Here is a 12159-nt window from a genome sequence, read left to right on the forward strand (position 1 = left end):
CGCCTCCGGCTAACCCGCCCTACGCTTTAACGGTTAGAATGTCTCATGCTTACACGACCCTCCGAAGGCGAACAGCGCGACGCGATGCGCGTGCGTGCGCGTGCCATCAATGAATCAGGCTCGCTCGCGGAGGCGCTGGCGAGCGGCGCGCTGCCGAAGCTCGTCGACGCCACGCTGTCGGAAGCGCTGGTGCTCGGCCTGCTGAAGCAGGGCGTCTCGAAATATTTCGCGATCTTCGGTCACGGCTCGACCGATCTCGGCGACGTGCTGCGTATCTATGAGGAGGAGGGCGTCACCCGCACCTTCAATTTCCGCAACGAGGTCGAGATGGCGCATGCCGCGACCGCATTGCGCTGGCAATACGGCGAAACACCCGCGGTCGTGACCTCGATCGGGCCCGGTGCGCTTCAGGCTTTGGCCGGTTCGCTCGCGGCCGCATCGAACGGGGTCGGCGTCTACCACATCTACGGCGACGAGACGACCTTCGGCGAAGGCTATAACATGCAGCAGGTGCCTAAGGAGGAGCAGAGCCTGTTCGGCCGCATGACGGCGCTGATGGGCGGCTCCTACGTACTGCATACCCCGGAAGCGTTGCGCGATGCGCTGCGCCGCGGCTCCCTTGCGGTCAATCATCCCTATCGCGCGGGGCCGTTCTATCTGCTGCTGCCACTCAACACGCAGCCACAGCGCGCGACGCTCAATCTCGCGGCCCTGCCGGACCGCCCCGATCTGCCAAAGCTCGCACCGGTCGACGACAAGGCGTATGCACAGGCCGCGCGGCTGATCGCGCAGGCGAAAAGCATCGCGATCAAGGCCGGTGGCGGCACCCGCGGCCATGATGCGGCCGTGCGCAGGCTTGCCGAGAGGGCGGGCGCGGCCGTGGTGTTGTCGCCCGGCTCGACCGGCGTTCTGCCGGACGCGCATCCGCAGAACATGCATGTCGGCGGCTCGAAAGGGTCGATCAGCGGCAATTTCGCGATGGCCCATGCCGAGCTTGTCATCGTGATTGGCTCGCGCGGCGTCTGCCAGGCCGATTGCTCCGGCATCGGCTACAAGGCGGCAAAGCACGTCATCAACATCAACGGCGATCTTGCCGATGCGCTGCATTACAACAACACGACCGCGCTTGCGGGCGATATCGGCGCGGTGATCGAGCGGCTGTGCGTGCATCTCGACGGCGCCAGCGCCAACAAGGGCGAATGGTTGAAGGCTTGCGCGGCGAAGAAAGCGGAATGGACCGCATTCAAGACAGCGCGGTTCGATGCGGCACCGGCCTTCGATCCGGTCTGGCAACGTGCGGTTCTCTATCAGCCCGCGGCGATCAAGGTGGTGGCGGATTTTGCCAAGGCGATCGGCGCGGCGAAATATTTCGATGCCGGCGACGTGCAGGCCAACGGCTTCCAGATCGTGGAGGACGACCGCACCGGCGATACCTTCACCGAGACCGGTGCGTCGTATATGGGCTTCGCGGTGAGCGGGCTCTTGGCCTCCGCGATGGCCGGCGCGCCGCGTTATGGCATCGCTTTCACCGGCGACGGCTCGTTCATGATGAACCCGCAGGCGCTGATAGACGGTGTCGAGCACAAGCTGCGCGGCACCATTGTGATTTTCGACAATCGACGCATGGCCGCGATCACCGGCTTGCAGCTCGCACAATACGGACGGGAATTCCGCACCAACGATACCGTGCCGGTCGATTATGTGCAGCTTGCTGGCGCGGTGCGGGGCGTGCGCGCATTGCAGGGCGGGTTCAGTGCGGATGAGTTGCGCGCGGCGCTGAAACAGGCGCATGCGCATGACGGCCTTTCGGTCGTGCATGTGCCGGTCTATGCCGGACCGGACGAACTCGCAGGCCTCGGCGCGTGGGGACAATGGAATGTCGGCAATTGGTGCGACGATGTCCAGCGCGAGTGGATCGGGCAGGATATTTGAAGCTCTTCCTTCACCTCCCCCTGAAAGGGGGAGGTCGATCGCCGAAGGCGAGCGGGTGGGGGTCTCATTGTGAGCCAATGCGTGTAGCTCGACCCCTCCCCGCCTCACTTCGTTCGGCGACCCTCCCCTTTCAGGGGAGGGATAAGAAAGTGTCACACGTGCTTGTAGGCCCGCGCGTGATAGACCAGCGCCTTCTCGGCATTGGCGAGCCGGATCGCCGCGACCTCACCGAAATAGATGTCATGGGTCGCGACCGATTTCATTTCCAGCACCCGGCAATCGAGTGCGGCGATCGCCTGGGTCAGCGCCGGTGCGCCGGTTTCGAGCGCAGTCCAGTCGCCGAACTTGAAGCGGTCGGCCATGAAATGGCCCTGCCGGCCCGCGAACACATTCGCGAGGTCCTCGTCGCTGGAAGCCAGCGTGTTGACGCAGAACACCTTGTTCTCGCGCATGATCGGGGTGATCTGGCTCTTGCGATTGAGACAGACCAGGATGGTCGGCGGTGAGTCCGAGACCGACGCGACCGCGGTGGCGGTGAAGCCCGCCTTCCCCGCGCTGCCGTTGGTGGTGATGATGTGAACCGCGGCTCCCAGCCGGCTCATGGCTTCCCGGAACTGGTCCGGGTCTGCCACGACGCCCTCGTAGGGTTCTACGCCCCAGATGGTCAGGGGTGAATTATCGATCCAGCTCATGCCGCTCCAGTCGGCGAAGCCACAAATCCTACAGGCCGAGGATCCGCTTCGTATTGCCGCCCACGATTTTGCCCACCGTAGCAGAATCGAAAGCGCCAATGGAAGTCACATGACCGACCGGATCGTAGTCGGCCATGTCGAAGGGATAGTCGGTCCCCATCACCACATGATCCGCGCCAAAGGTCTCTACCAGCGCCTTTAACTGCCCCTCGGAGAACACGACGGTGTCGACATATATCTGCTTCAGATAGCTGGTCGGCGGTTTTGGCAGGTCTGCATGCGCGTCCGATCGCGCGCCCCAGACATGGTCGATGCGGCCGTAATAGCCGCCGAGATAGCCGCCGCCATGTACGGCCAGAAGTTTCAACTGCGGGTGGCGCTCCAGCACTCCGTCGAAAATCAGGTAGTGCAGCGCGATCGTGGTCTCGAGCGGATTGCCGATCACGTTGTTGAAATAGAAGCGCTTCAGCCGTTCGCCATGGGTGAAGCCGTTGGGATGGATGACGACCAGCAGCCCGAGTTCCTCCGCCTTTTTCCAGAACGGCGCGGCCACGGGATCGGACAATTCCTTGCCGTCGATATTGGTCAGGATCTGCACGCCCCTGAACCCGAGCTTGGCGATCCGCTCCAGCTCTTTCGCGGCTTCGTCGCCATGAGGCAGCGGCACGGTGCCGAACGGGATCAGCCGGTCGGGCTGCTTCGCGCAGTACTCGGCGATGCCGTCATTGACGAGCTGCGCCGCCTTGACGCCGAGGTCGGCCGGCAGCGTGTAATAGCATTGACCGGGCGGCGGCTTGATCACCTGCATGTCGATGCCCATGGCATCGAGATTGCGCAGCCGCGGCTCCAGTTCGACCATGCGGGATTTCAGGTCGCCGTCCTGCTTGGCGTTTACCGCGGCGGTTTCCGGTGACTGGAAGGTATGCAGTCCGGGACTGATGCGCGCATTTTGCTGCGCAACATAGGCGCCGGCCGCCGTCACCGCGACATGCGAGTGGATGTCGATGGTGACGCTCTGCGGCCGGGCTTCGCGGCCGGGCTTGCCGTGTTTGCGCGCTGCGGTCGGCTCGTACTTGTTCCAGGCTGTCATATGCGAACTTCCATGTCGTGAAATTTCGGGCTTACCGGCTTGGCAAGCGGCGGCGAATGACGACACAGACCGAAGCTTTTGCCAAGTGCGATCGGGACGCGCTAACAATGTTGGAAGCTTCCGGGAGCGGAGCAGGGAGGGTCACGCATGCGCGTCGGGGTAGCAGGACTCGGCAAAATGGGCGCCGCGATCGCCGCAAGGCTGATGGAATGCGGACATGAGGTGATCGTCTGGAATCGCTCGGCCGACAAGGCGAAACCGCTGGCCGATGCCGGTGCCATCGTGGCGTCGTCGCCGGCCGATCTCGCTGCGCAGGCGGAGGCGATTGTCACCATTCTCACCGACGCCGGTGCGATCGATGCGGTGTATCGCGGCGCTTCCGGTCTGCTGTCGGGCGACGTGACCGGCAAGCTTTTCATCGAGATGAGCACGGTGCAGCCGGAGACCGAGGTCGCGCTCGCGGACATTGTGCGCGGCAAGGGTGCGGCCTTTGTCGAATGTCCGGTCGGCGGCACCACGGGGCCGGCGCGGCAGGGCAAGCTGTTCGGCTTTGCTGGCGGCAGCGATGCGGATGTGGCGCGGGCCAGGCCGCTACTCGATCAACTGTGCCGGCGGGTCGAACACGTCGGCGAGGTCGGGGCGGGCGCGGGGATGAAGCTCGCGATCAACCTGCCGCTGATGATCTACTGGCAGGCGCTCGGCGAGGCATTGGCGCTCAGCCGTCACCTCAAGCTCGATCCCGCCCGCGTGATGGACATCATCGCCGACACCTCCGGCGCCTCGACTGCTGTGAAGAACCGTGGACCCAATATCGCGGCGTGGCTCAGCGGCGGCGATTTCGGTGCGGTCACCTTCAATCTCGACGACGCGCGCAAAGACATCCGCACCATGATCGCGCAGGGCAAGGCATGCGGCGTCGAGCTGCCGCTGATCGAGCGCACGCTGGCCTGCTTCGATGAAGCCAGCGCGGCGGGCTACGGACAGGGCGACGGGTCGGGGCAGGCGGTGTACTGGTCGCGGCGCGGCAAGGAGTGAAGGAGCAGACATGGGCAATCTGACGCTGGCGCAGGCCTCGACCATTCTCGATACGGCGCTGAAGACCGCGCGCGACAAGACCTTCCAGCCGCTTTCGGTTGCCGTGCTGGATGCCGGCGGCCATCTCGTGGCGTTCAAGCGCGAGGACAAGTCCGGCATCCTGCGGTTCGATATTGCGTTCGGAAAGGCCTGGGGTGCGCTCGGCATGGGGCTCGGCTCGCGCACCTTGTTCGAGCGCGCCGAGAAGACGCCGATGTTTTTCACCACGCTGGCCGCGGCGAGCGGCGGGCGCGTCGTCACCAATCCGGGCGGCGTGCTGATCCGCGACGCGGCCGGCGATGTCGTCGGTGCGGTGGGAATTTCCGGCGACACCTCGGACAATGACGAACTCTGCGCGATCGCCGGGATCGCTGCTGCGGGTCTTAAGGCCGATCCGGGTGGCAGCAAGACATGAGTCTGTTTCTTTCCCTCCCCCAAGAGCGAAGCGAGAGGCGGGGAGGGTGGCGAGCGCGTAGCGCGAGCCGGGTGGGGGGCTTTCATCGTTTGAAGGACAAGCGCCCCCACCCCCGACCCCTCCCCACCGCTTCGCGGGGGGAGGGGAGCAGACAGCGCGAGTGGAGGCAAACATGCAATTCTTCTCTTACTGGCGTTCGCTCGCATCGTTCCGCGTGCGGATCGCGCTCAACATCAAGGGGCTGTCGCCCGAGGTGATCAATGTCGACCTGATGAAGGGCGAGCAGCGCAACGAAGCGTATCGCAAGGTCAACCCGCAGATGCTGCTGCCGGCGCTGGTCACCGATGAGGGCACAGTGCTGTTCCAGTCGATGGCGATCATGGAATATCTGGATGACGTGCATCCGCATCCGAACCTGATCCCGTCGGAAGCGCTGGCGCGTGCGCGGGTGCGAGCGTTGTCCGGCATCGTTGCCTCCGACGCGCATCCGATGGTGGTGCCGCGGGTGCGCGATTATCTCGAACACGAATTGAAGCTCGACGAGCCTGCGCGCATGAAATGGATCCATCACTGGCTGGGCGAAGGCATGAAGGCGCTGGAGACCAATCTCGCGACCAGCAAGGAGACCGGCACCTTTTGCCAGGGTGACAGCGTGACGATGGCGGATATTTGCCTGGTCAGCCACGCCACCGGCTGCAACTTCTTCAAATACGATCTCGCGCCTTATCCGACGGTCCGGCGGATCGTCGAGACCTGCATGAAGGAAGACGCGTTCGCCAAGGCGCATCCGTTGAAGCAGCCCGGCGCACCGGCAGCGGTGTAAATTCGTTTTCTTTACCTCCCCCTTAAAGGGGGAGGTCGACTGCCTTCGCGTGCGAAGGCAGTCGGGTGGGGGTCAAATTCATTCGTCCGACAAGTGACCCCCACCCCAACCCTCCCCCTTTCAGGGGGAGGGAGCTCGACCGAGCGCGCCGCTATCGTTTTGCTTCATTGTGCAACAACCCCTTCAGTCTCTTCCCCATCTCCGCCAGGTCGACCTCGAACCGCTCCAGGAACAGCCGCGCCGGCGTCGACAGCGTGCGGCGTGCGGGCGTGATGACAATGAACTCCGCATACAGTGGCGGATCGATCGGGTTGATGGTGAACTCGCCCTTGCCGATGTCGTTCACGCAGATCAGGCCGGGCAGCACGGTGACAAAATCGGTGCGCGCGACGAAATCGAACGTCGCCATCATCGCGTCCATCTCGATCATGGTTTCGATCGCCACGTTATGGCTCTGGACATAGATTTCGAGATTGCGCCGCCGGATGTTGTCGGGGCCCGGCGCCACGATCTTCAGCGGCGCGCAATCCGACAGCCGCACCGGTGCGAGCGGCTTGAACGGGCTGCCGCGTCCTGAAATCAGCACCTCGCGGTCGCGCAGGATCAGCCGCGACTTCAATCCGGTTCGCCCCTCGAAGGCCGGCACGATCGCGAAATCGAGCTGGTCGCTCAGCACCTGATCGGTCAGCATGCCGCTATAGGCTTCGACGACACGCACCTGCACATCCGGGTGCGCCAGCACGAAATGCTCCAGCGTCGGGGCCAGCGCCGCTCGGGTGAAGGTCGGCATCAATCCGATGCGCAGCGTTCCGCTCACAATGTCGGCGCGGCCGCGTGCTTCCTCCTTCGCCAGTTCCAGCATCCCGATCGCGTCGATGCAGCGGCGGTAATAGCGCTGGCCGGCCGGGGTCGGGGTCACGCCGGTTGCCGAGCGGTCGAAAAGCCGCACGCCCAGCAGCTTCTCCACCGCCGAAACATGCTGGGACAGGCCTGATTGCGTGGCGTTCTCCCGCGCGGCGGCGCGGGTGAAGGAGCCTTCCTCGCAGACTGCGATGATGGCCTGGATCTGGCGGAGCGTGACCGGGGACGGCATCAGGAAACCTAATGGCTTGCGTCAGGCCATATTATTTCATTTGGAGCCGCGGCGCAGCTAGATTTGCGCGCACCGGAGGAGACCGCCGATGAAGCTCGGGTTTTTCACGATGCCGATCCATGCGCTCGGCAAGGACTGGCGAACATCGCTGCGCGAGGACCGCGAGGCCTTCATTCTGGCCGACGAACTGGGTTTCTCCGAGGCTTACGTCGGCGAACACGCGACCGATCAGGCCGAGAACATCACCTCCTGCACGATCTTCATTGCCTCGCTCATTCACAGCACCAAACAGATCAAGCTCGGCACCGGCACCGTCAACATGCCGAACAGCCATCCCGCCGCGGTCGCCGCCGAGATCGCGATGCTCGACCACATGCTTGACGGCCGCTTCATCTTCGGCATCTCGCCGGGCGGCCTTCTCTCCGACGCCGAAGTTTTCGGCAATCTCGACGCCAACCGCAACGAGATGTTCCTCGAGTGCATCAACCAGGTGCTGGCGATCTGGGCCGGCGAGCCGCCGTATAATCTGCGCGGCAAATACTGGACGGTCGTCAGCGAGCGTCATTTCCTGCCCAAGATCGGACAGGGATTTCTGCCGAAGCCGCTGCAGCGTCCGCACCCGCCGATCGTGGTAACGGCGGTTGCGCCGTTCTCCAAGGGCGTCACCGAAGCCGCGGCTCGCGGCTGGGAGCCGATCTCGGCGAACTTCCTGATGCCGCAATGGGTGAAGAGCCACTGGCCGAAATATGCCGAAGGCTGTGAGCGCGCCGGGCGTCCGGCCGACCCGGCAAACTGGCGCGTGGCCAAGAGCATCCTTGTCGCGGATGACGACAAGACCGCGCGCGCCTACGCGACCGATCCAAACTCGCCGTATCGCTTCTACTATCAGCAGCTCTTCACCAAGCTGAAGGCGAACGGGCGGATCGAGCTGTTCAAGACCCACCGCGATCAGCCGGACGACGAGGTCACGCTCGACAAGATCGTGGATCAGCTCATCATCTACGGCTCGCCCAACAAGGTCGCCGACGAGATCCTGGCTTTCCGCGACAAGGTCGGCGATTTCGGGACGCTGCTCTATGCCGGCAAGGATTGGGCCGATCCCGCCCTCGGCAAGCGTTCGATGACGCTGCTGGCCGAGAAGGTGATGCCGAAGGTCAATGCCGCGATCGGTGCGAAGGCTCAGGCGGCGGAGTAATGGCGCGACCTTTCCTTTCTTTCCCTCCCCCCGCGAAGCGGTGGGGAGGGTCGGTTCGCGTCGCGTAGCGAGGCGAACCGGGGTGGGGGGTAATTTCGATGCACGCTTGTTTCGCCCCCCACCCCCGACCCCTCCCCACCACTCGCTGCGCTCGCGGGGGGAGGGGAGCAGCGACGTTAAGCCACCACCGGCGTCTTCAGCGGGCGTTTCTCCAGCCCGGCCGCCAGATTGTCGATCATCAGCTGACCCATCTCAAGGCGCGTCTCGATCGCGGCCGTGCCATGATGCGGCTGAAGGATGACATTCGGGAAATCGAGAAACCGCTTGTCGAAATTGGGCGAGTTCTCGAACACATCCAGCGCCGCCCAGCCCAGCCGCTTGTTGGCGAGCGCATCGAATAGCGCTTCCTCATCCACCACGGAACCGCGCGCGACATTGATCAGCGTGCCTTGCGGCCCGAGCGCATCGATCACGGCGCCCGACACAAGATGCCGCGTCTCCGGACCGCCCTTGCAGGCGACCATCAGGTAATCGCTCTGCCGCGCCAGTTCCACGACATCGCCGACATACTGATAGGGCACATCCTTCTTTTCGCGCGTGCCGAAATAGAGAACCTGCATACGGAAAGCGACGGCGCGATCCGCGATGGCGCGGCCAATGCCGCCAAGCCCGATCACGCCGCAGGTTTTGTTGGCGACGCTCCGGCCCAGCGGGATCGGTCCCTTTTCGGCCCATTGTCCGCTTCGTGCATAATGGTCGGCGAAAATAATCTGCCGAGCCGAGGCGAGCATCATGCCGATGGCGAGATCGGCCACTTCCGGCCCGATGATGTCCGGCGTGTTGCCAAGCGGGATGCCGCGGTCCTGAATTGCTTTCACATCCACTAAATCGAGCCCGACGCCGAACACCGACACCGCCTGGAGCTTCGGCAGCCTGTCGAGCATCGCACGGCTGATGCCGCGATTGGCCTCGGTTGCAACACCAACGATGCGCGCGGCGACATCGGACGGAATCTCGTCGGGCAGCGGCATCTTGAAATAGTGATGGACGTTGTAGCGCCGGTTGAGCTCGGCGACGGTGTCGTCCGGGAATTTTCCGAAATACAGGATGTCCGGCTTCATTCTTGTATGCCTTGAATCGATTGATGTGACGCGCCTTGCGACTCTTGTCTCACAGTTCGAACACCTGCTTCGGTGTCTTGTGCAGGCACTCGCCCGGACCGTCCTTGCCGACCAGATAATTGTCGCAGATGACCGCGAACAGCGCCGGCGATTCATAGCCCGGATGCACCGCAAGATTCATCCCGGCCTGTATGGTCATGGTCTCGTCGGCGCGGATCAGCGGCCGCTCGACCAGATCGTAGCCCTGGCCATGAGCATAGAGCCGCTTCTCGGCGCCGAAGCCGCGCGCGGTCATGAACGCATCATGCGAGGCGGCGATGTCGCGCGCCGGCACGCCCGGCTTGATCTTCGACAGCGTGTGGACCTGCGCCTCTTTCACGGTCTCGAACCCGTCGATGACTTCGTTCGAGGCCTTGCCGAACACCATGGTTCGCGCGATCTCGGTATACATGCCGCCGGGGCCGGCATTCTCGATCAGCAGCGAGAAATGCTCGCCGTCCTTCAGCACGCGGCCCTGCAGATACCGGTCGACGAAGTTCGAGGCTTCGCCAAGCGGTGCCGACGATCCGAGAAACAGCCCCTGTTCGGAACCGAGCAGCCGGCCTTCATATTGCGCCAGCGCGGTGACGTCGTTGTCGCGCATGCCGGGTTTGATCTTCTTAGCTACGCGCGCGAAGATCTCGTCCTGCATCTCGGCGCAGCGCCGGACCAGGATCATTTCCTCCTCGCTCTTGATCGCCTTGATCGCGTCGATCTCCTCGGTCGCGTCGACGATCTCGGTCTTGCCGGCAAGTCCCTGCTCGATCTGCGTCACGAAACGAAACGGCATCGCGCCGCGGCCGAGGATGCCGATGCGCTTGTAGGCGCGGCGCTTCAACTCGCCGAGCGCAAGCTCGCCCTGGTAGCCGTCGGTATAGGCGATGGAGGTGAAGGCCGGCGTGGTGAGCAGGTCGCCGACGCCCCGGTGAATCTTGTGCGCGCCGCCGAACGAGCGGGTTGCGCCGGACGGTCCCATATCGACCACGGTCATCGGGTCGTCGGCATGGAAGATCACCGTTCGCGGATAGCCGTTATAGGCCGGAAAATCCGTGAACCATTTCACGTAGCCGCCGAGCCAGTCGTTGTTGTTCTGCATCAGCAGCGCATCGAGACCGCGCTCGCGCATCATCGCGCGGGCGGCTTTCCAGCGACGCTCGAGTTCGGCATCGGAAATCGGATTCAGCCTGCGGTCGCTCATGGCGGCTCCTTAATCGTTCCCTCGGGCGATACGCCTCTATCGCACTTCTTGTCGTCCCCTGGAGTAAAGCGACCGGGCGTAACCGTCCAGTGGTTCATCTGGACCACCATGCGGTACAGGCCACCGTTCTCCCGGAGCCCCCGCGCGGCCCGTGCCTGGACGTCCCGTGAGCGGTCGCGCCTTGGGCCAATTGAACGCAGGTGTTCAGGATCGTGGCTCAATAACTGGGCTTCGTGTCGGCGTCGTCGCTGCGGCCGCCTGAGCGCAAACGGTTTGGCCGTCTCCGGCCGCAGCCACATGCTGTGTTTTGCATAATTGACTCTCGGTTCGGCAGCGTGTTGCCATGGTCTCAAAGCCGGGTTTCTGGCTCTGTTTTCCAACCGGAGGGTTCTATGAAGTTCAAGCTCATCCTGGCCGCGGCCGGCCTTGCCATGCTGGCTGCGCCCGCGTCCGCCCAGACCAAGGTCAATATCGGCATTTCCGGTTGGACCGGCTTTGCGCCGCTGACGCTCGCCAAGGAGGCCGGGATCTTCGCGAAGAACGGCCTCGACGTCACCATCAAGAAGATCCCGCAGGCCAGCCGCCATCTGGCGATCGCCTCCGGCGATATCCAGTGCGCGGCGACGACCGTCGAGACCTGGATTGTCTGGAACGCAAACGGCGTGCCGACCACGCAGCTGTTCCAGCTCGACAAGTCCTACGGCGCCGACGGCATGGTCGTGCGCAATGACGTCAAGTCGATCAAGGACATCAAGGGCAAGACGGTCGCGGCCTCGGCGCCCGGCACGGCGCCTTATTTCACGCTGGCGTGGTTCCTGAAGAAGAACGGCCTGTCGGTGAAGGACGTCAAGGTGGTGAACATGGAGCCTGGGCCGGCCGCGCAGGCCTTCATTGCCGGTCAGAATGACGTGGCCATGACCTACGAGCCGTATCTCTCGGCGGTGCGCGACAAGCCCGAAGCCGGCAAGATCATCGCCACCACGCTCGACTACCCGATGGTGATGGACACCTTCGGCTGCACCCCGGACTTCATCGCCAAGAACGAAGGCGCGGTGAAGGCGCTGGTGAAGAGCTATTTCGAAGCGCTCGACATGATCAAGAAGGACGAGAAGAAGGCCTATGAGATCATGGGCGCGGACGTGAAGCAGGATGCCGAGAAATTCGGGAATTCCGCCAAGTATCTGCGCTGGCAGGACCAGGCTGCCAACAAGGCGTTCTTCGCGGGTGATTTCAACACCTTCTCCAAGGAAGCCGCCGACCTGCTGCTGGAGATCGGCGTGATCAAGCAAATCCCCGATCTGTCGAAGCTCGCCGATCCGCGTTTCGTGCAGTAATTTTTCTTTTCCCTCTCCCCGTGAAACGGGGAGAGGGTGCCGAGCGAGCGTTTTGCGAGTGAGGCGGGTGAGGGGCTCTACCCAAATGCAGATTGCCCCTCACCCGTCTCGCATCTCGCTTCACTCGATGCTCGCCACCCTCTCCCCGTAAGA

Annotated in this window: 11 protein-coding genes; 6 read left to right on the forward strand and 5 right to left on the reverse strand. The window is 63.6% G+C overall.

The window, feature by feature from the left end:
* Positions 1-45: 45 nt before the first annotated feature.
* Positions 46-1932, forward strand: coding sequence for a thiamine pyrophosphate-dependent enzyme (locus tag AC5I5I_RS18400; RefSeq protein ID WP_495975381.1), 1887 nt, complete (start codon positions 46-48; stop codon positions 1930-1932).
* A gap of 152 nt (positions 1933-2084) precedes the next feature.
* On the opposite strand, the gene AC5I5I_RS18405 is transcribed toward AC5I5I_RS18400, so the two are convergent.
* Together AC5I5I_RS18405 and AC5I5I_RS18410 are read right to left on the reverse strand one after the other, a co-directional pair.
* Positions 2085-2624 (reverse strand): flavin reductase, encoded by a 540-nt coding sequence (locus tag AC5I5I_RS18405; protein WP_495975382.1) that lies wholly within the window; start codon positions 2622-2624, stop codon positions 2085-2087.
* Positions 2625-2652: 28 nt separating this feature from the next.
* The gene (locus tag AC5I5I_RS18410; RefSeq protein ID WP_495975383.1) at positions 2653-3714 is read right to left on the reverse strand and encodes an amidohydrolase family protein; all 1062 of its coding nucleotides are present in this window, start codon (positions 3712-3714) and stop codon (positions 2653-2655) included.
* A gap of 147 nt (positions 3715-3861) precedes the next feature.
* On the opposite strand from AC5I5I_RS18410, the gene AC5I5I_RS18415 reads away from it, so the two are divergent.
* The 3 genes from AC5I5I_RS18415 to maiA all read left to right on the forward strand — a co-directional run bounded on the left by AC5I5I_RS18415 (position 3862) and on the right by maiA (position 6026).
* Positions 3862-4749 (forward strand): NAD(P)-dependent oxidoreductase, encoded by an 888-nt coding sequence (locus AC5I5I_RS18415; RefSeq protein ID WP_495975384.1) that lies wholly within the window; start codon positions 3862-3864, stop codon positions 4747-4749.
* Between the two features lie 10 nt (positions 4750-4759).
* Positions 4760-5203, forward strand: a complete 444-nt coding sequence (locus tag AC5I5I_RS18420; RefSeq protein ID WP_495975385.1) for a GlcG/HbpS family heme-binding protein — start codon at positions 4760-4762, stop codon at positions 5201-5203.
* A 172-nt stretch (positions 5204-5375) separates the two neighbouring features.
* Positions 5376-6026 carry a maleylacetoacetate isomerase gene (maiA, locus tag AC5I5I_RS18425; protein ID WP_495975386.1) on the forward strand — a complete coding sequence of 217 codons (651 nt, stop codon included), beginning with the start codon at positions 5376-5378 and terminating at the stop codon, positions 6024-6026.
* A 151-nt stretch (positions 6027-6177) separates the two neighbouring features.
* Here maiA and AC5I5I_RS18430 read toward each other — a convergent pair whose 3' ends face one another.
* Positions 6178-7119 (reverse strand): LysR family transcriptional regulator, encoded by a 942-nt coding sequence (locus AC5I5I_RS18430; protein ID WP_495975387.1) that lies wholly within the window; start codon positions 7117-7119, stop codon positions 6178-6180.
* Between the two features lie 88 nt (positions 7120-7207).
* On the opposite strand from AC5I5I_RS18430, the gene AC5I5I_RS18435 reads away from it, so the two are divergent.
* Positions 7208-8314 (forward strand): LLM class flavin-dependent oxidoreductase, encoded by a 1107-nt coding sequence (locus AC5I5I_RS18435; RefSeq protein ID WP_495975388.1) that lies wholly within the window; start codon positions 7208-7210, stop codon positions 8312-8314.
* 176 nt (positions 8315-8490) lie between these two features.
* Here the strand turns inward: AC5I5I_RS18435 and AC5I5I_RS18440 are convergent, their stop codons facing one another.
* Together AC5I5I_RS18440 and AC5I5I_RS18445 are read right to left on the reverse strand one after the other, a co-directional pair.
* Positions 8491-9435: a 2-hydroxyacid dehydrogenase gene (locus AC5I5I_RS18440; protein ID WP_495765292.1), complete on the reverse strand. Its 945-nt coding sequence runs from the start codon at positions 9433-9435 to the stop codon at positions 8491-8493.
* A 49-nt stretch (positions 9436-9484) separates the two neighbouring features.
* Positions 9485-10672, reverse strand: coding sequence for a M24 family metallopeptidase (locus AC5I5I_RS18445; protein ID WP_495975389.1), 1188 nt, complete (start codon positions 10670-10672; stop codon positions 9485-9487).
* A gap of 392 nt (positions 10673-11064) precedes the next feature.
* On the opposite strand from AC5I5I_RS18445, the gene AC5I5I_RS18450 reads away from it, so the two are divergent.
* On the forward strand, positions 11065-12006 hold the full coding sequence (locus AC5I5I_RS18450) for an ABC transporter substrate-binding protein (protein WP_495975390.1): 942 nt from the start codon (positions 11065-11067) through the stop codon (positions 12004-12006).
* The last annotated feature ends 153 nt before the right edge of the window (positions 12007-12159 follow it).

It is taken from the genome of Pseudorhodoplanes sp. (genome assembly GCF_059499825.1).

Coding starts and splice junctions, on each gene's coding strand:
- AC5I5I_RS18430 (WP_495975387.1), bottom strand. CDS start 7,119: ATGCCGTCCCCGGTCACGCTCCGCCAGATCCAGGCCATCATCGCAGTC.
- AC5I5I_RS18440 (WP_495765292.1), bottom strand. CDS start 9,435: ATGAAGCCGGACATCCTGTATTTCGGAAAATTCCCGGACGACACCGTC.
- AC5I5I_RS18435 (WP_495975388.1), top strand. CDS start 7,208: ATGAAGCTCGGGTTTTTCACGATGCCGATCCATGCGCTCGGCAAGGAC.
- AC5I5I_RS18405 (WP_495975382.1), bottom strand. CDS start 2,624: ATGAGCTGGATCGATAATTCACCCCTGACCATCTGGGGCGTAGAACCC.
- AC5I5I_RS18415 (WP_495975384.1), top strand. CDS start 3,862: ATGCGCGTCGGGGTAGCAGGACTCGGCAAAATGGGCGCCGCGATCGCC.
- AC5I5I_RS18410 (WP_495975383.1), bottom strand. CDS start 3,714: ATGACAGCCTGGAACAAGTACGAGCCGACCGCAGCGCGCAAACACGGC.
- AC5I5I_RS18445 (WP_495975389.1), bottom strand. CDS start 10,672: ATGAGCGACCGCAGGCTGAATCCGATTTCCGATGCCGAACTCGAGCGT.
- maiA (WP_495975386.1), top strand. CDS start 5,376: ATGCAATTCTTCTCTTACTGGCGTTCGCTCGCATCGTTCCGCGTGCGG.
- AC5I5I_RS18420 (WP_495975385.1), top strand. CDS start 4,760: ATGGGCAATCTGACGCTGGCGCAGGCCTCGACCATTCTCGATACGGCG.
- AC5I5I_RS18400 (WP_495975381.1), top strand. CDS start 46: ATGCTTACACGACCCTCCGAAGGCGAACAGCGCGACGCGATGCGCGTG.
- AC5I5I_RS18450 (WP_495975390.1), top strand. CDS start 11,065: ATGAAGTTCAAGCTCATCCTGGCCGCGGCCGGCCTTGCCATGCTGGCT.